Consider the following 17296-nt stretch of genomic DNA (forward strand, 5'->3'; position numbering starts at 1 on the left):
CTGCTGGCGAGCCGTGCCTCGATCATGGGCGGCCGCAACAGGAGTGTCATCCCCGACCAGGTTCCCAGACGGCAGGGGCCGCGCCAGGGTTCGCCGATAGCAGAAGACCTTGGCAGCGCCGATCTCGCCGTTGTTGGCGCAGGGATTGTCGGGCTTGCGTATGCTCTTGCGGCGGCGCGAGCAGGGTTGTCCGTCGTCGTGCTCGACCGCGAGGCGCGCGCCAACAGTGCGAGCGTGCGCAGTTTCGGTGTCGTCACGGTCACCGGTCAGGCGCCTGGGGAGACCTGGCGTCGCGCCCGCCGCTCCCGCGAGGTCTGGGCTGAGGTCGCGCCCCGCGCCGGCATCCCCATCCTGCAGCGCGGCCTCGTTCTCGCCTGCCGCCGGGAGGAGGCGCTTGCGGTAGCGGAACAGTTTGTCGCAGGACCGATGGGGGCCGGCTGCCGCCTGTTCTCGCCTCGCGAGATGGAGGACTTCGGAGTGTTCGCCCCGGGGCTCGCCGGCGGGCTCCACTCGCCGCACGAGCTCCGCGTCGAGCCGCGCGAGGCGCTGCCGCGCCTCGCCGCGTGGCTCGAGACGGAGCATGGCGTCCGGTTTCTGTGGCGGACGCATGTGCGCGAGGTTGCCCCGCCGGTGATCGAGACGAGCGGGGGCAGGCTTCGCGCCGCGCATGCGGTCGTCTGCCCCGCAAACGATTTCCTGTCGCTGTTTCCGGAGGCGATCGAGCGGCACGGGCCGGTGCGCTGCAAGCTCTCGATGCTCCGCCTGCCCGATCCGGGCTGGCTGCTGCCGGCGTCCGTGATGAGCGATCTTGGCCTCGTGCGCTACCAGGGCTATGCCGGGCTGCCGGGAGTTCCCATGCTCCGCGCCCGGCTCGAGGCGGAACAGGCGGACGCCCTCGCCGACGGCATTCACCTGATCGCGGTCCAGTCGGCGGACGGGTCGCTCGTGGTGGGCGACAGCCATCACTACGGCGACACGCCCGACCCGTTCATGGACGCGGCGGTGGAGGCGCGAATTCTCGAGGAGGCGCGCTCTGTGCTTCGCCTGCCCAGTGACGCACGGCCCGTCGAGCGCTGGATCGGCGAGTATCCATCCGCCCGCGTGCCGGCCTTCATCGCGGCACCCCTGCCAACTGTCCGGGTGGTTATGGTGACCTCCGGCACAGGGATGAGCACCGCTTTCGCGCTCGCCGAAGAGGCGCTCGCCGACCTCGTCGGCCTGCCCGCGCCGGTGCTCGCTGCCTGACCGATGCCACCGCCTCCCTATGCTGGGCCGATCCGCGCCGTCGTGCTCGACTGGGCGGGAACGGTCGTCGATCACGGCTCGCGCGCGCCGATGGCGGCCTTCGTCCGCGCCTTCGCCCGTTTCGGCGTCGAGATCACCATCGCCGATGCACGCGCGCCGATGGGATTGCCGAAGTGGGACCATATCTGGGCCGTCGGCACCGCGCCTGCCGTTGCCGCCACCTGGCGCGAGCGGCACGGGCGGGACTTCTCCCGCGCGGATGCGGATGCGATCTTCGCCGTGTTCGAGCCGATGACGGTCGCCGCGGTGCGCGATCACGCCGATCTCATCCCGGGCACCGTCGAGGCGGTGGCGGCGCTGCGGGCGAGGGGGATCCGCATCGGCAGCACCACAGGCTACACGCGGCCGATCATGGAGGTGCTCGCGCCGCTCGCTGCGGCCGCCGGCTATGTGCCGGACACGCTCGTCTGCGCCGGCGATCTCGCCGCCGGGCGGCCGACACCGCTGATGATGTATCGCTGCTTCGCCGATCTCGGCGTGTGGCCTGCCGCGGCGGTGGTGAAGGTTGATGACACCGCGCCGGGGATCGCCGAGGGGCTTGCTGCCGGGAGCTGGACCGTCGGCGTCGCTCTGACAGGGAACGCCGCGGGCCTGTCGGCCGCGGAACTTGCCGCGCTCGGGCCGCAGGAGCGCTCGGCCCTGCGCGCGCGTGCCACGGCCGAGCTCGAAGCGGCAGGCGCACACCTTGTGATCGACAGCATCGCCGATCTTCCCGCCGCGGTGGATGCGCTCTCGGCCCGGCTGCTCCGCGGCGAGCAGCCCTGAGGCTGCGAACGTCATCTTTTTGAAACGTAATCGTCACGCACCTGTCGCGATCGGTGAGAGAGAGTGGGGGGCGGCGTCCGCTCCGGGCGCCACGTCCACACCACCCCGGGGGTCAGCCATGCTTCGTCGCACGCTTCTTGCCGCCGCAACGCTCGCGCTCGTCATGCTGGCCGCCGACGCCTCCGGCCAGCGCACGCGGCTTACCGTCTACACCGCGCTTGAGAACGAGCAGCTTCCCGTGTTCAAGCAGGCGGCGGAGGCGGCGATCCCCGGGCTCGAGATCGTCTGGGTGCGCGACAGCACAGGCGTGATCACGACCCGCTTGCTCGCCGAGAAGGACAACCCGCGCGCGGATGCGATCTGGGGCCTCTCCGTCTTCAGCCTCAAGCGTCTCGAGGCGGATGACATGCTCCTTCCCTACACCCCCGCGGGCGCCGAGGCGCTGAGGCCGCAGTTCCGGTCCGACCGCTCGCCGATGACCTGGGTGGGCTTGGACGCATTCGTTTCTGCCGTGTGCTTCAACACCGTGGTGGCGCGGCAGCGCAACCTGCCCACCCCGCGCACCTGGGCCGACCTGCTGAACCCTGTCTATCGCGGGCTGATCGCGATGCCGAACCCGGCCTCCTCCGGCACCGGCCTGCTCACCGTCGCCGGCTGGCTCGGCACGCAGGGAGAGGAGCAGGCCTGGGCCTTCATGACCCGCCTGCACGAGAACATCGCCGTCTACACCCACAGCGGCTCGGCACCCTGCAACAACGCCGCGCGCGGCGAATACGCGATCGGCCTCTCCTTCGACATGCGAGCGGTGACGCTGAAGAACCAGGGAGCGCCGATCGAGATCATCGTGCCTACCGACGGTGTGGGTTTCGACCTCGAGGGGGCGGCCATTCTGCGCGGCACGCGCCAGGAGGCGATGGCGAAGAGGCTGATGGACTTCGCGGTGAGCCGCCCCGCGATGGAGCTCTACGGTCGCTACTACGCGCTGCTCGGCCTTCCGGGCGTGACGCCGTCGGTGCAGGGCTATCCGCCCGAGTTCGCCGAGCGCCTTGCCAAGGTCGATTTCGCTACTGTGGCGGCGAACCGTGACCACATCCTCGCCGAGTGGGCGCGTCGGTTCGACGCCAAGTCGGCACCGCGGAACTGAGGTGCGGCAACGACTCCGGGGCGCGTGACGCGGCCATGGACGCATCCGCGGAGGCATCGGCGAAGGCGGGCGCTTCGGTGAGCGTTTCGCGCCCTGAAGCCTCCGCCGATGACTCCTATCTCGCCATTCGGCGCCTCACGAAACGGTTCGGCACCTTCACCGCTCTCGACGACATTTCGCTCACGATCCGGCGCGGCGAGTTCGTCTGCTTCCTCGGGCCTTCGGGCTGCGGCAAGACGACGCTCCTGCGTGCCATCGCCGGGCTCGAGCCGCAGGACGAGGGAACGATCGTCCAGGACGGGCGCGACATCTCGGCGCTGCCGCCATCGCGCCGGGATTTCGGGATCGTGTTCCAGTCCTACGCCCTCTTCCCCAACATGACCGTGCTCGCCAATGTCGGCTATGGCCTCGCCGCACAGGGAAAGAGCCGGGCTTTTGTGGAGAACCGGGCGCGCGAGCTCCTGTCGCTTGTGGGTCTTGCCGACCAGTGGTGGAAGTATCCGGCGCAGCTCTCGGGAGGGCAGCAGCAGCGCGTCGCGCTCGCGCGGGCGCTTGCGATCAGCCCCGGCCTGCTTCTGCTCGACGAGCCGCTCTCCGCGCTCGATGCGCTCGTGCGTGTCCACCTCCGCGCCGAGATCAAGGCGCTGCAGCGTCGCCTCGGCATCACCACGGTGATGGTCACGCACGACCAGGAGGAAGCACTCTCGATCGCCGACAGGATCGTGGTGATGAACCGCGGCCGTATCGAGCAGGTCGGCACGCCTGATGCGGTCTACCGGCGGCCGGAGAGCCTGTTCGTCGCGGGCTTCGTCGGGCGGATGAACAGCCTGCCCGGAACGGTGGTCGACTCCTCGACGGTCGCGATCGGCGCGGTTCGGCTCGCGGCGGAGGCCGCTGCGCGCTTCCCCTCCGGAGCGGCGGTGCAGGTCTGCATCCGGCCGGAAGACGTGCAGCTTGACCGTCCGGGACTTGCGGGGACGCGCCTTGCTGCCACCGTCCGCGGCCTCGAGTATCTCGGCTCGATCACGCGAATCCCCCTCGAGGCGGCCGGCCTGCCGCTGACGGCAGAGCTGCCCGATACGGCGTTGCGTTCGCTCGCGCCCGAGCCCGGCGGGTCGCTCACGGTCGTGCTGTCGCCGGATCGGGTGCTGCTCTTCCCCCGCCCGGGCGAAGCCTGACCACGATGCTGCCTTTGGCGGGAACGCTCGAGGCACCGGTCCGGGTCCGGCCGCAGCCCTCGGCCGACGACCACCTGCTCGCCGGCATCGTGCTGCTCGCGGGGCTGTTCCTCGCACTGGCGCTTGCCGCCCCGCTCGGCGCCCTGCTGCTCAAAAGCTTCCAGGACGACCGGGGCGGCTTCGTAGGTCTTGCGAACTATCTTCGCTACTTCGAAACGCCGGCCCTGATTGGCTCGCTTTGGAACAGCCTCTGGGTCGCCGCCGTCTCGACGGCGATCGTGCTGCCGCTCGCTTTCGGCTACGCCTATGCGCTCACGCGAAGCGCGATCCCGCTCAAAGCCCTGTTCCGCGCCATCGCCCTGATCCCGATCCTCGCCCCGTCGCTTCTGCCGGCGCTTGCGCTGATCTACCTCTTCGGCAACCAGGGCATGCTCAAGCCGCTCCTGATGGGTGGGACGATCTACGGGCCCGCCGGGATCATCGTCTCGCAGGTGTTCTACTGCTTTCCCCCGGCGGTGCTGATTCTCGCGACCGCTCTCTCGGGGGTAGATGCGCGCCTGTACGAAGCGGCCGAGGCGCTGAGGGCCTCGCGGATCCGCGTGCTCCGAACCGTCACCCTGCCGGCGGCGCGCTACGGCATGGTCTCGGCCGGGTTCGTGGTGTTCACGCTCGTGATCACCGATTTCGGCATCCCGAAGGTGATCGGCGGCTCGTTCAACGTGCTTGCAACCGATGTCTACAAGCAGGTGGTCGGGCAGCAGAACTTCCAGATGGGGGCCGTGGTCGGCATGGTGCTGCTCGCCCCCGCCGTGCTCGCCTTCGCGGCCGACCAGTGGGCGCAGCGTCGGCAGACCGCCACCGTCTCGGCCCGTGCGGTGCCCTATGTGCCGAAGCCGCGGCCGGGGCGTGACCTCCCGCTGCTTATCTTCTGCACCATCCTCTCGCTTCTCATGGTGGGGCTGATCGGGGTCGCCGCCTGGGGAAGCCTGATCACCTTCTGGCCTTGGAACCTTTCGCTCACGCTTGCCAATTACGACTTCGCCCGGTTCGACAGCGCCGGCTGGGGAAGTTGGTGGACCAGCGTGCGCATGGCGGCTTGGACGGCGGCGATCGGCGCGCCGCTCGTCTTCGTTTTCGCCTACGGGATGGAACGGGCGAAGCGTCTGCCGGCGCTTGTGGGCCTCGTCCGCTTCGCGGCCACCGTTCCGCTTGCCGTGCCCGGGCTCGTGCTCGGAATCGCCTACATCCTCTTCTTCAACGCTCCCGAAAACCCGCTCGGGTTCCTCTACGGCACGCTCGCGATCCTTGTCCTCAACTCTCTCGTGCACTTCTACACGGTCGGGCATCTCGCCTCCGTAACGGCGCTGAAGCAGCTCGACCCCGAGTTCGAGAGCGTGGCCGCGAGCCTGAAGGTGCCGCTGTGGCGGACCTTCCTGGCGGTGACCCTGCCGATCTCCCTGCCCGTGCTGCTCGACGTCGCGATCTATCTCTTCGTCAACACGATGACCACGGTCTCGGCCGTGGTGTTCCTCTACGCTCCCGACATCAAGCCTGCGGCGGTCGCTCTCGTGCAGATGGACGAGGCGGGCCAGGCCTCGGCCGCGGCGGCGATGGCGATGACGATCCTTGCGACGTCGGCCGCCGTGAAGGGCCTGCATCTCGCGGCGGATCGTGCGCTCGCGCACCGAACCGAGGCGTGGCGCCGGGCCTGAGGCTCAGAACTGGCCGCGCTGGAGGCGGAACACGTCGGGGTTCAGCGGATCGGCCACGTAGGCGAGGCGGAGGCCGAAGGGGCGCGGCGCCGTCGGCGCCGCGTTCGCGGGCGGAGCGGCCGGCAGGAGCTGCAGCTGCACCATCCGCCCCTGCTCGTCGAGGCCGCGGAAGATGAGCGTTGAGCCGTCCGCGAGCAGAACCCCGCCTGCGACCGACCCTGCGCGCCACGCAAGGGCGGCGAAGTGCTTCCTCAGCGCCTCCGCCGCGTTGATCAGCGCGTCCTGCCGGACCGTCGGGTCGGCGGGAGGGCCCCAGAGGATGGTGACCTGGATCAGCCGCTTCGTCTGGTGCCCGAGCGTGTAGGACACGCGCGCCGTGCCGGTGTCGGGGATCAGGTTCGGCACCGTGACGGTCAGCACCTGCGTGCGCTCAACCGGTGTCTGTTCGGAGACGATCCGTTCCGCTGCCTGCGGAAAATCGCGCCTTATGGCGGCACGCACCTCCGCCTCCGTCATGCCGAAGCGTGCGGAGCGGAACCCCTCGACAGCTGCGGCCTCCAGGGGGGGTGACTGTGCCGGCGGTGCGGCCGGAGAAGGGGGCGCGGGCTGCGTCTGCTGCGCCGCGGCTCGCGGCTGTGCCTGTGCGTCCGCCTGCGGGCGAGCAGATTGTGCAGCGGCAACGCCGGCTACCAGCAGGGCGAGGAGGACGGGAACGGAATGGCGCATGGACGCGACGATGCCCGATGCCGCGCGTGTGCGCCACCCGGGCGCGTGACGGGGCTGACTTCCCCGAGGTAGTCTCCGCGGAGGAGGATGCGCGGGCCGATGCTGCCGATCATCCAGACCGAGAAACGGACGATGGGCCTCTCGTCCGGGCCCTTTCCGCCCGACTCGCTCATCCCCGAGCGCGTCACCGGCAGCGAATCGCTCTGCGGTCTGTTCTCCTACGACATCGATTTCCTGACCGACCAGACGGAGCTGAAACCCGCCGAGCTGCTCGGCAAGAAGCTCGGCCTCGAACTCGGCAAGGGCACGCCCGATCGGGCCTTCATCAACGGCCACGTGGTGCGGCTTTCGCTCGGGGACTATCTCGGCGGCAACTACGGCATGGCCTATCGCCGGATCTCCTGCCGGATCGTTCCGTGGTTCTGGTTCCTCGACCATACGACCGACTGCCGCGTCTTCCAGAACCGCACCGTCCAGGAGATTCTCGAGACGCTGTTCGGCGACGCCGGCTTCACCGACGACAAGTTCTTGCTCCGGGGCAGCCTCGCGCCGCGCACCTACGTGCTCCAGTACAACGAGACCGACTACGCCTTCGCCTGCCGGCTGATGGCCGAGGAGGGCCTCGTGTGGTGGGTGGCCTCGACCGCCGAGACGCATACGCCGATCATCACCAACCACAATGACGGTCTGAGGGCCTCGGGCGCCCAGCCCTTGAAGCTGCCGCCGCGCGAGGCGTCGCAGGTGCGCAACAGCTTCGACAGCCTTCGAGAGACCCACGTCTGGAAGCCCGGCAAGGTTGCGGTCAGCGACTCAGAGTTCCGAGCGATCTCGACCGATCTGACGACAGAGAAATCCTCGCTGCTCGGCCTGCCGCTCGCCGACAAGTTCGAGATCTTCGTCTGGCCCGGGCGCTTCCCCACAAAGGGAAAGGGCGACAGCCCGGCGGCCCGCAGCGACGGCGAGCCGCTCGCGACACACCTCGTCGAGGCGCTCGAGTCGGAAGCGACACGGCTCGAATCGCGACGGATTCCCACGCGCCGATGCTCGGCGTGCCGATCGAGATCCTCGACAACGCCCAAGCCTCAAGCGGAACGCCCTACCTGATCGAGCGGCTGAGCCGAACGATGGCGGATGAGATCCATCTCAATGCGCGCGCCATTCCCGTCTGTCGCACCACGGTGAGCGCCTTCCCGGCCGGCACGACCTATCGGATGCGGCCCGTTCCCGAACGGCCGAAGCTCCCGAACCTGATGCTCGGCAGGGTCGTCGGGCCGAAGGGAGAGGAGATCCATGTCGACGAGTATGGCAGGGTGAAGGTCCAGTTCCTGTGGGACCGTCTCGGCGAAGGCGACGAAAACGCCTCGTGCTGGATGCGGCTCTCCCAGGCCTGGGCCGGCAGCGGCTTCGGGATCATGGCGCTGCCGCGGATCGGCATGGAGGTGATCGTCGGCTTCCTAGACGACGACCCCGATCACCCGGTGGTGCTCGGCTGCCTGCACAACAACGAGAACAAGGTGCCCGTCGCGCTTCCCGAGAACAAGACGCAGACGGGGATCGTGACCAGGTCCTCGACGGGCGGGGGAAGCTCCGACTACAACGCGCTTCTGTTCGAGCACAAGGCAGGGTCGGAGAAGGTAACGTTCCAGGCACAGAAGGACTACGAGCGCCTTGTCAAGAACAACGAGAAGGTGACGATCAAGGCGAATCGCACGCTGCTGATCGAAGGCAAACAGAAATATGATGTCAAAGGCGACTATGACCTGACGGTGCAGCAGGGCAACCACAAGGTCGAGATCAGCAAGGGCAAGTTCGACACCAAGGTCGGCATGGGGAACATGTCGGTCAAGGTGTCGATGGGCAACCTCTCGACGAAGGTCAACCTCGGCAAGATCGACAGCGAGGCGATGCAGTCGATCGAGTTCAAGGTGGGCACCAGCTCGGTCAAGATCGACCAGATGGGCGTAACCATCAAGGGCATGATGATCAAGATCGAAGGCACCGTCATGCTCGAGGCCAAGGGCCTGATGACGAAGGTGAGCGGCGACGGGATGATGATGCTGAAGGGCGGCATCATCATGATCAATTGAGGCGTGCATGACGCCGGAGCGGCCGCCCGTGAAGCTCGCCTCCGCTGCTCCGCGGACGGTTCTGGAGCGTGCCGATCTCGCGCCGGAGGCGGCGGCTCTGGCAGGCGGCGCCTCGGATTCGGCGGCGGCGCTGCGGCGGCTGATCGAGGCCGGCATGCTGGCCGATGCCGCGCGCTTCCTCGCCCACGCCCTGCCGAAGCGCGAGGCGGTGTGGTGGGCCTGCATGTGCGCACGAGCGACCGCCCCTGAGCCGCCACCGCCCGATGCCGAGGCATTGGCCGCCGCCGAGGCGTGGGTGCGTAAGCCTGACGAGGAGCATCGTCGCGCCGCCATGGCGAAGGCCGAAGGCGCGGGCTTCCGCAGCCCCGAGGCCTGGGCCGCGGTCGCCGCCTTCTGGTCGGGCGGCAGCATGGCCCCGGCCGGCCAGCCGGTCGTTCCGCCAGCAGAGCATCTTACTGGTGTCGCGGTCGCCGGTGCGGTCTCGCTCGCTGCCGTCCGGCGCGAGCCGGAGAAGGCGGAGGCGACGCTGCGGCGCTTCCTCGACAGCGGGCTCGACATCGCCGCCGGCGGTGCGGGCCGGATCGCCCCAGCCTGAGGAGGCAGCCCCATGTTCCCCGCCGCGCGCATCACCGATATGCATCTCTGCCCGATGTCCTCCGGGCCGGTGCCGCATGTCGGTGGGCCGATCCTGCCGCCCGGAGCGCCGACGATTCTGATCATGGCCCTGCCGGCGGCGCGCGTGACCGATCTCTGCGCCTGTGTAGGGCGGCCGGACGTGATCGTGCGCGAGTCGGCCACGGTGATGATCATGAACCTCCCTGCCGCGCGGGTGCTCGATAATTGTGCGCATGGCGGAATGATCGTCATCCCCGGGGCGCCGACGGTCCTGATCGGCGGGTGAGGCGGTGACGGACCTCGTTCTCTCCATCGTCCGCTGCCTCGACGCCGCCGTGCCGGCCACACGGCGCGTGACGGGGGGCAAGCCCTCGATCGGCCGCGGTGAGGATAATGACTGGGTTCTCGTCGATCCGAACCGGCATCTCTCCAAGCGTCACTGCACCATCGCCTTCCGCTCGGGCCGCTGGATCGTGACCGACCTTTCCACCAACGGCACGTTCCTTGACCGCGCCCGAGAGCCGATCGGCCGCGGCGCCTCCGCGCCGCTGCGCGACGGCAGCCGGCTCACCCTCGGCGAGTACGAGATCGAGGTGCGGCTCGAGGAGCGCGAGGCCAGCGCCCCTGGCCTCGGTGCCGCGAACCCGTTCGACGACGATCCCTTCGCTCTCCCGAAGCCCGCACCGGCGCCGTTCGAGAACGATCCGTTCGGGCGTGACCCGTTCGCGGACGAACCACTGGCACGGCCGGTCGCGACCGACCCCTTCGCCGGTCTTGGCGGCGGCCCCGCTCCGGCCGCCCCCGTGATCCCGGCGGATTTCGACCCGCTCTCCGACATCGAGCGCGGCGACCGGCTCTCCGACCGCTCCTGAACGGCGGGAGGAAGCCGGCCGGATCATCTCCCTGCCGTCTCGGATGCCTTCGCTCCGCCGCCCGTGGTGCGGAACACGATCCCGGACGACAGGGATCTCGACCTGCCCGGGCCGTCGAGCCCGGCGCCCGAGGCGCCGCCGCCACCCGTGCCAGAACAGCGCGATCCTTTCACTGCACCGGCGGCAGGCGCTCCGCCGAGGCCGGCGGCGGCTCCGGAGGCCGTTCCGCCCTCGAGCATGATGACCGGGCACGGCCTTGCCGCCACCGTTGCGCCGCCGCGTGCGCCGACCGCGCCCTCGCCGCCCGGGGGCCAGGCCGGAACGGGTTCGGCCGGCGAGGGCGAGCGGCTGCTGGCGACGGGCCCCGGCGCAGCGGGCGTGACGGGCGGGGGCGTGGCGAGGGCGACGGGGGGCGGCGGGCTCGGCGTCGTCGCGGCCGGAAGCGTTGCCTGGGCCGTTGCCTGCGGCGCCGCCGGCTCAGGCGTGGGAGCGTCGGTGCCGCGCCCAAACAGGAGGAAGGCGGCAACGCCCGCCGCGACCACGGCGCCCGCGCCCCCCGCCACAAGGCCGAAGGGAAGCCCCTTCTTCGTGACGGGCGGCTGCGTCCCAGACCGGACGGGGACCGAAACGGCGGGGCGGTCGGACGGCGCGCTGGCAACGACGGTCACTTCGGTGTCAGCCCCGCCGAGCAGGCCAAGCAGCGGGTCGGAGGCCTCCGCCTCGTGCATCGCTTCGGCAATCGCCTCGCGGAACGCTGCCGCGGTCTGGAATCGTTCGGCGGGACGCTTCGCCATCGCCTTTCGCACCACCGCGTCGAAAACGGGCGGAACCGAGCCCGCGATCTCGGACGGCCGCGGCGGCTCGACATTCAGCACCTTGTGCATGATCGCGGTGAGGTTGCCCTCGAAGGGCTTGTCGCCGGTGAGCGACTGATAGAGCACGACGCCGGCGGAATAGAGGTCGGTGCGCGCGTCCGCCGGCTCGCCGCGGAACTGCTCGGGCGACATGAGGCGGGCGTTCCGAGCACCGTTCCCGCCTACGTCATCGTCGAACTCTCGATCCGGGCGATGCCGAAATCGGCGACCTTCACCTGCCCGCTCCCGGTGAGCATCATGTTGGCAGGCTTGATGTCGCGGTAAACCACGCCCTTCTCGTGCGCATGCCCAAGCGCGGCGAGGAGCTCGTCCATCACCCGAGCGACCTGCGGCAGCGGCAGCCGCTCGCCGGCATCGAGGCGTGTCTCCAACGATCCGCCGTCGACATGCTCCATCACGATGTAGGCGAGATCGCCCTCTTCGCCGTAGTCGTAGACCGCGACGATGTTCGGGTGCGAGAGCCTGCCCGCGGCCTGGGCCTCGCGCTTGAACCGGGCGATCTCCTCCTGCGCCTCGGCATCGTGCGCGTCGAGCGTGACGGTCTTGATCGCGACGATCCGGTCGATCACCGGGTCGCGCGCGCCACACCGTGCCCGCCGCACCCTTGCCGATGGCCGTGATGATCTCGTACTTGCCGAGACGTTCGAGGTTCATGCGCAAGCCCGTCTCCGTCGCCTCCTTGGTCCTAGACCGGTGCGGGGGCGACGCGGAAGAATGACGGGCGGCGCTCGCGGCCGGAGCTGCCTCAGAGGCTCGTCGTGCCGAGCGCCTCATGTCTACAGCGGCTGAAGGACTCCACTCGGCTCCACGCGCGAGGCGGCGAAGACAGCCGCGCGCGCCCTTCCGAAGGGGAGGGATGGGAGACATGGGGAGAAACGGATGAGAAGGTGATTCCTCGCGGCTGCGGCCGCGGTCGCGATGGCTCTTGCCGTGCCCGGGGCGGCCTCGGCGCAGCAGGAACCTATTCAGATCGGCATCCTCGTCGCCCTCGAGGGCGCGTTCGCGGAAGGCGGCAGGGACGGCATTCGCGGCATCGAGCTCGCGCTGCGGACCGTCAACAACACGATCGCGGGCCGGCGGATCGAGACCATCATCGCGCCGACTGACACCCGCCCCGACACCGCCGTGCGCCAGGCACGCAAGCTGATCGAGCAGGACCGGGTCGACTTCGTGATCGGCCCGCTCTCCGGCTCCGAGGGGATCGCGATCCGCGACTACGCCAAGACGGTTCCCGACAGGACCTTCATCAACGGCGCCTCCGGCGCGCTTGAGGCGACCTGGGTCGATCCGGCGCCGAACTTCTTCCGGTTCCACACGCACGGGCCGCAGTGGGGCGCGGGCTTGGGCGAATACGTGGTCCGCACCAAGGGCTGGCGCCGGATCTCCACCGTCGCGGCCGACTACTCGTTCGGCCACACCAACTTCATGGGCTTTGCGATCGACGTCTGCCGCAACGGCGGCGACATCGTGCGCCGCTTCTGGGTGCCGCTCGGCTCGGCCGATTTCGCTGCCGTGATCGCGCAGCTCCCCGACGACGTCGACGCCATCTATCTCGGCCTCGGCGGCACGGATGCGATCAACTTCCTCAACCAGTACGCTCAGGCCGGGTCGAAGATGAACTTCATCGGCGGCACGATCATGGCAGACCAGACCGTTCTGACCTCGCGCGGGCGCGCGCGCGAGGCGCTGATCGGCACGCCGACCTCCGGGATGAAGTCGGACGAGAACCCCGATCCGGCGTGGCAGGAGTTCGTGCAGCGCTACCGCGCCGCCTATCCGGAGGGGCAGCGCTTCCCCTCGCCGACGATCTTCGCGACCGGCTACTACCTCAGCACGCTCGCGGCGGTCGAGGCGCTGAAGAAGGGCAATGGCGATCTCTCAGGCGGGCAGAGGGCGTTCCAGCAGGCGCTTGCGACGCTCGAGCTTGACACGCCGCTCGGCAAGATCAAGCTCGACGAGACGCGCCAGGCGATGGGGCCGGTGTTCGTCAACGAGGTGACAGCGCGGCCTGACGGCACACTCGACAACCGGATGGTCAAGGGCGTGGACAACGTGTCGCAGACGCTCGGGCTGCCGGTGGAGGAGTTCCGGGCGCTCGGCCTACCCTCGCGCGACACGCCCGACTGCGCACGGCTGAGGACGCGCCGCTGACCCACGGCGGGCGCGCGGCGAGCGGGCAAGGCACATGATCTTGTCCGCCGCCGCGCGAACTCGCAACCCGAGAGCAGCGACGGGAACGGCGGAGGCAGGGTGACAAAGCTGTTCGTTCGACCGCGGCTGCCTGCCGCCGCGCCGAGGCTCGTGTGACCGCTCTCGCGCGCGCCAACCCGGTGGTCGTGCTCGTCGTCGCGATCCTCCTGGCGTTCGTGCTCTGGCTCATCTTCGCACCCTGGCCGCCGGGCGTGACGGCCGTGATGGGCCCGAAACGGGTGTTCCTGAGCGCGCTGCTCTCGGGCATCACGCTCGGCGCCCTCTACTTCCTGGTCGCAAGCGGCTTCACGCTGATCTTCGGGCTGATGCGCAACGTCAATCTCGCGCACGGCTCGCTCTATCTGCTCGGCGGCTATCTCGGCTTCGAGATCGCCGACAGGACGGGGGCGTGGCTGCTCGCCTTCCCGGTCGTGGTCGTGCTCGTTGCGCTGCTCGGCGTGGTGCTGCAGCATCTCGTGTTCCGCCGGATGGAGGGCGAGGAGCTGCGGCAGACGCTAGTCACGATCGGCCTCTCGATCGTGATCGCCGACATCCTGCTGTGGATCTGGGGCGGCAAGTCCTACCAGATCCTCACGCCCGACTTCCTCGCGGGGCCGATCGATCTGCCGCTCGTGACGGCGATTCGCTCCGACGGCACGGCCGTCTATCTCCGCTATCCGCGTGTTCGGATCTGGATCCTGATCGCCGCCATCGTGGTTGGTGTGGCGATGTGGCGTGTGATGACCCGCACGCGCATCGGCATGCTGATCCGCGCTGGGGTGGATGACCGCGATATGCTCGCCGCCTCCGGCCTGCCGATCCAGGCTATGTTCGTTCTTGTCTTCGCCTTCGGCGCGGGACTTGCTGGGATCGCGGGAATCATCGGCGGCACCTTCCAGTCGCTCGCCCCGGGCGAGGACACGCGGTTCCTGCTCGCGAGCCTCGTGGTGGTGATCGTGGGCGGGATGGGGTCGTCCCCCGGGGCGGCGCTCGGCGCCCTGATCATCGGGCTCGCCGAGCAGCTCGGCGTGGTCTACGCCCCGACCTACTCGGTCGTGTTCACCTTGCTCATCATGGCGGCGGTGCTCGCGTTCCGGCCGCAGGGCCTGCTTGGGCGGAAAGGCTGATGGCGGTGGCCGGAGAGGCGCGGACGGCTGCGAGCGAGATGCCGTTCGGCGCGCTCGGCCGCATCCCTGCCGCGATCTGGGCGGTTGCGGCGCTGCTCCTGCTGATGCCGACATTCGCCAACAATTTCGTCCTGTTCCAGGTGTTCGGCTGGACCTTCATCCTCGGCATGATTGCCCCGTCTCTGATGTCCCTCGCGGGCTATGGCGGCATGGTGAGCCTGATCCAGATGACTGTCGCGGGGCTTGCCGGCTACATGGTCGCGATCCTTGGGCCCTCGGGCACGGAGCAGGTGAGCCTCGGCCTTGCGTGGTGGATCACCGTTCCGGCTGCGATCGTCGTCGCGACCCTGTTCGGAACGCTCGTCGGCGCGCTCGCGGTGCGCACCGAGGGCATCTACACAATCATGATCACGCTCGCGATCGCGGCCGCCTTCTTCTATTTCACGCGGCAGAACTACACGATCTTTCAACGGGTACTCTGGCTTCAGCCTGGTGGTTCCACCGCGCCTGTTCGGGATCGACTGGCGCCAGCCAATCCCCTTCTACTATCTGAGCCTCGGCTGTGCCGCGCTTGCCTACGCCGCGGTGGTCTATGTCTCGCGCGCGCCGTTCGGGCTTGCGCTCCAGGGCGTGCGCGACAACGCCCGCCGCATGGCGGCGCTCGGCTACAACGTCGTCTGGCACCGGATCCTCGCCTACAGTTTCGCTGCCGTGATCGCCTCCTTCGGCGGAATCCTGCTCGTCTGGCAGAACGCCCAGATCGCACCTGGAACGGCCGGCATCCCGGCGGTCATCGACATTCTCGTGATCGCCGTGGTGGGCGGGATGCGCCACCCGATCGGCCAATTCATCGGCGCCTTCATCTATGTGCTGCTCAGTTCCTTCGCCCCCGATGTGCTGACGACCTTCGGCCTCGCTCCCGATCGCTTCAAGCTGCTCGTGGGCTTGGGCTTCCTTGCGGTCGTGTATTTCTGACCGGATGGGGTGCTCGGGCTGTGGGAAAGGGCGCGGCGAAAGATGCGCGAACGCACTGACCCGCTCACTGGGCAGCCGCGATGATCGAAGCTGGGCCGGACACCGCCGCTCGGCTCGGCTCGGTCAGCAGCGGGAACGCGCTCGATCTGCGCGGCGTGACACGGATGTTCGGCGCGCTTGCTGCGATCGCCGACGTGACGATGACGGTCCGCCCTGGCGAGCGCTGCGCCGTGCTCGGCTCGAACGGTGCGGGCAAGACGACGCTGTTCAACTGCATCACCGGGGACATCCTTCCGAACTCGGGCACAATCAGACTGTTCGGCGAGGACGTGACCCGCTTCCCCCCGCACGAGCGGATCCGGCGCGGGCTGCGCCGCACCTACCAGATCTCACTCCTGTTCGGGGGCCTCACGGTCGCCGACAATGTAGATCTCGCCTGCCGAGGGGTCTCGCGCTGGAGGTTCTCGCTGTTGCGGCCGCGCCGTGGCGACCCGCTTCTCGCGCGGACGGACGAGCTGATCGAGGCCGTGCATCTGACGCGCGCGCGCGGCCGGCTCGTCTCGGAACTCTTCTACGGACAGCAGCGCCAGCTCGAGATCGCTCTCGCGCTTGCCGGAGCTCCGCGGTTCATTCTCTTCGATGAACCTGCCGCCGGGCTGTCACCGACCGAGCGACGCGAGCTCATCGAGATCCTGACGAACCTGCCGCGTCATATCGGGTTCATCATCATCGAGCACGACATGGATGTCGCGCTGCGCGTCGCCGAGAGCGTGTCGATGATGCACAACGGCCGCGTGTTCAAGGAAGGGACGCCGGCCGAGATCGAGAACGACTCGGAGGTTCAGGCGCTCTATCTCGGAGGGGCGCATGGCTGAACGCTCCCGCGCGCCTGCCCTCGAGATCCGCGGCCTCAACGTGTTCTACGGTGCAAGCCACGCGCTTCAGGGTGTGGATCTCGTGCTCGAGGGCTGCGTTCTCGCTGTCGTTGGCCGAAACGGGATGGGCAAGACGACGCTGTGCAAGGCCATCATGGGGTTCGTTCCGGTCGCATCGGGAACGATCCGTTTTGCCGGGCAGTCGCTCGTCGGGCGCTCGACCTCCGAGATCGCTCGGCTCGGTGTGGGGCATGTTCCGCAGGGGCGGCGGCTCTGGCGGTCGCTCACCGTCGATGAGCATCTTCGCCTCGTTGTGCGCCCAGGCGGGGCGTGGACGGTCGAGCGCATCTACGCCACCTTCCCCGCCTTGCCGAGCGGCGCAACAATGGCGGGGGCCAGCTCTCGGGCGGCGAGCAGCGGATGCTCGCGATCTCGCGCGCTCTGCTTCAGAACCGACGCCTGCTCGTGATGGACGAGCCGACGGAGGGGCTCGTCCCTGTGATCGTCGAGCAGGTCGAAGCGTTGCTCGCGCGCCTCGCTGAGGAGGGAGACCTCGAGGTTCTGCTGATCGAGCAGAACATCGGCGTTGCCTGCGCGATCGCCGACCGCGTCGCGGTGATGGTGAACGGGCGGATCAACCGGATCGGGCCGGCGCGCAAACTTGCGGCGGATGTCGAGCTGCAGCAGCGCCTGCTCGGGGTTGGACGCCACGGCCACGAGGAGGACGCAGCGCCCGCGGCCGCGGACGCTGCCCCGGCGCAGGCCGAGGCCGGGCCGAAACTGGCGAAGATCTTCCTTTCCAACCCGGTTCGGCCGACGCGATGGTCGCAGCCCGTTTAGGTAGAGCAGC

At 69.1% G+C, this 17296-nt stretch carries 20 protein-coding genes; 16 read left to right on the forward strand and 4 right to left on the reverse strand.

Going from position 1 to position 17296, the window contains the following annotated elements:
* Nucleotides 1-96: 96 nt before the first annotated feature.
* The 5 genes from KO353_RS15795 (at nt 97) to KO353_RS15815 (ending at nt 6104) form a co-directional block, all read left to right on the forward strand.
* Complete coding sequence (locus KO353_RS15795) at nt 97-1245, forward strand: TIGR03364 family FAD-dependent oxidoreductase (RefSeq protein ID WP_268906242.1); 1149 nt, start codon at nt 97-99, stop codon at nt 1243-1245.
* Nucleotides 1246-1248: 3 nt separating this feature from the next.
* On the forward strand, nt 1249-2070 hold the full coding sequence (gene phnX, locus KO353_RS15800) for a phosphonoacetaldehyde hydrolase (RefSeq protein ID WP_218285718.1): 822 nt from the start codon (nt 1249-1251) through the stop codon (nt 2068-2070).
* A 118-nt stretch (nt 2071-2188) separates the two neighbouring features.
* Complete coding sequence (locus tag KO353_RS15805) at nt 2189-3214, forward strand: putative 2-aminoethylphosphonate ABC transporter substrate-binding protein (RefSeq protein WP_218285719.1); 1026 nt, start codon at nt 2189-2191, stop codon at nt 3212-3214.
* Nucleotides 3215-3291: 77 nt separating this feature from the next.
* Entirely contained in the window at nt 3292-4392 is a 1101-nt protein-coding gene (locus KO353_RS15810; RefSeq protein ID WP_235691928.1) for a putative 2-aminoethylphosphonate ABC transporter ATP-binding protein, read from the forward strand.
* 5 nt (nt 4393-4397) lie between these two features.
* A complete protein-coding gene (locus KO353_RS15815; protein ID WP_218285721.1) occupies nt 4398-6104 on the forward strand; it encodes a putative 2-aminoethylphosphonate ABC transporter permease subunit in 1707 nt (568 codons plus the stop codon).
* A 3-nt stretch (nt 6105-6107) separates the two neighbouring features.
* Here KO353_RS15815 and KO353_RS15820 read toward each other — a convergent pair whose 3' ends face one another.
* Nucleotides 6108-6620 (reverse strand): hypothetical protein, encoded by a 513-nt coding sequence (locus KO353_RS15820; protein ID WP_218285722.1) that lies wholly within the window; start codon nt 6618-6620, stop codon nt 6108-6110.
* A gap of 309 nt (nt 6621-6929) precedes the next feature.
* Here KO353_RS15820 and KO353_RS16790 point away from each other — a divergent pair, with 309 nt between their 5' ends.
* From KO353_RS16790 to KO353_RS15845, 5 genes are read left to right on the forward strand one after another with little or no spacing between them, the layout of a single operon-like run.
* Nucleotides 6930-7934: a type VI secretion system Vgr family protein gene (locus KO353_RS16790; protein WP_218285723.1), complete on the forward strand. Its 1005-nt coding sequence runs from the start codon at nt 6930-6932 to the stop codon at nt 7932-7934.
* Nucleotides 7871-8917, forward strand: a complete 1047-nt coding sequence (locus KO353_RS16795) for a type VI secretion system Vgr family protein (RefSeq protein WP_268906198.1) — start codon at nt 7871-7873, stop codon at nt 8915-8917. The genes KO353_RS16790 and KO353_RS16795 overlap by 64 nt, the downstream gene beginning before the upstream one ends.
* Nucleotides 8918-8924: 7 nt before the next feature.
* The gene (locus KO353_RS15835) at nt 8925-9512 is read left to right on the forward strand and encodes a DUF6931 family protein (RefSeq protein ID WP_218285724.1); all 588 of its coding nucleotides are present in this window, start codon (nt 8925-8927) and stop codon (nt 9510-9512) included.
* Between the two features lie 12 nt (nt 9513-9524).
* A complete protein-coding gene (locus KO353_RS15840) occupies nt 9525-9818 on the forward strand; it encodes a PAAR domain-containing protein (RefSeq protein WP_218285725.1) in 294 nt (97 codons plus the stop codon).
* 4 nt (nt 9819-9822) lie between these two features.
* Nucleotides 9823-10404 carry a type VI secretion system-associated FHA domain protein gene (locus tag KO353_RS15845; protein ID WP_218285726.1) on the forward strand — a complete coding sequence of 194 codons (582 nt, stop codon included), beginning with the start codon at nt 9823-9825 and terminating at the stop codon, nt 10402-10404.
* A gap of 23 nt (nt 10405-10427) precedes the next feature.
* Here the strand turns inward: KO353_RS15845 and KO353_RS15850 are convergent, their stop codons facing one another.
* Together KO353_RS15850 and KO353_RS15855 are read right to left on the reverse strand one after the other, a co-directional pair.
* Nucleotides 10428-11411 (reverse strand): serine/threonine protein kinase, encoded by a 984-nt coding sequence (locus KO353_RS15850; protein WP_218285727.1) that lies wholly within the window; start codon nt 11409-11411, stop codon nt 10428-10430.
* Between the two features lie 29 nt (nt 11412-11440).
* Nucleotides 11441-11881, reverse strand: a complete 441-nt coding sequence (locus KO353_RS15855) for a serine/threonine-protein kinase (protein ID WP_218285728.1) — start codon at nt 11879-11881, stop codon at nt 11441-11443.
* A gap of 316 nt (nt 11882-12197) precedes the next feature.
* Here KO353_RS15855 and KO353_RS15860 point away from each other — a divergent pair, with 316 nt between their 5' ends.
* Together KO353_RS15860 and KO353_RS15865 are read left to right on the forward strand one after the other, a co-directional pair.
* Nucleotides 12198-13430, forward strand: coding sequence for an ABC transporter substrate-binding protein (locus KO353_RS15860; RefSeq protein WP_218285729.1), 1233 nt, complete (start codon nt 12198-12200; stop codon nt 13428-13430).
* Between the two features lie 152 nt (nt 13431-13582).
* Nucleotides 13583-14596: a branched-chain amino acid ABC transporter permease gene (locus KO353_RS15865; RefSeq protein WP_235691929.1), complete on the forward strand. Its 1014-nt coding sequence runs from the start codon at nt 13583-13585 to the stop codon at nt 14594-14596.
* A gap of 250 nt (nt 14597-14846) precedes the next feature.
* Here KO353_RS15865 and KO353_RS15870 read toward each other — a convergent pair whose 3' ends face one another.
* Nucleotides 14847-14990, reverse strand: a complete 144-nt coding sequence (locus KO353_RS15870) for a hypothetical protein (RefSeq protein WP_218285730.1) — start codon at nt 14988-14990, stop codon at nt 14847-14849.
* 98 nt (nt 14991-15088) lie between these two features.
* Between KO353_RS15870 and KO353_RS15875 the strand changes: the two genes are divergently transcribed.
* The 4 genes from KO353_RS15875 (at nt 15089) to KO353_RS17110 (ending at nt 17286) form a co-directional block, all read left to right on the forward strand.
* On the forward strand, nt 15089-15571 hold the full coding sequence (locus tag KO353_RS15875) for a branched-chain amino acid ABC transporter permease (protein WP_235691930.1): 483 nt from the start codon (nt 15089-15091) through the stop codon (nt 15569-15571).
* 80 nt (nt 15572-15651) lie between these two features.
* A complete protein-coding gene (locus KO353_RS15880) occupies nt 15652-16446 on the forward strand; it encodes an ABC transporter ATP-binding protein (protein WP_218285731.1) in 795 nt (264 codons plus the stop codon).
* Nucleotides 16439-16915 (forward strand): ATP-binding cassette domain-containing protein, encoded by a 477-nt coding sequence (locus KO353_RS17105; RefSeq protein WP_218285732.1) that lies wholly within the window; start codon nt 16439-16441, stop codon nt 16913-16915. The genes KO353_RS15880 and KO353_RS17105 overlap by 8 nt, the downstream gene beginning before the upstream one ends.
* Nucleotides 16867-17286 (forward strand): ATP-binding cassette domain-containing protein, encoded by a 420-nt coding sequence (locus KO353_RS17110; protein WP_218285733.1) that lies wholly within the window; start codon nt 16867-16869, stop codon nt 17284-17286. Before KO353_RS17105 ends, KO353_RS17110 begins: the two co-directional genes overlap by 49 nt.
* Nucleotides 17287-17296 lie beyond the last annotated feature (10 nt).

The organism is Elioraea tepida (assembly GCF_019203965.1).
Lineage (GTDB): Bacteria > Pseudomonadota > Alphaproteobacteria > Acetobacterales > Acetobacteraceae > Elioraea_A > Elioraea_A tepida.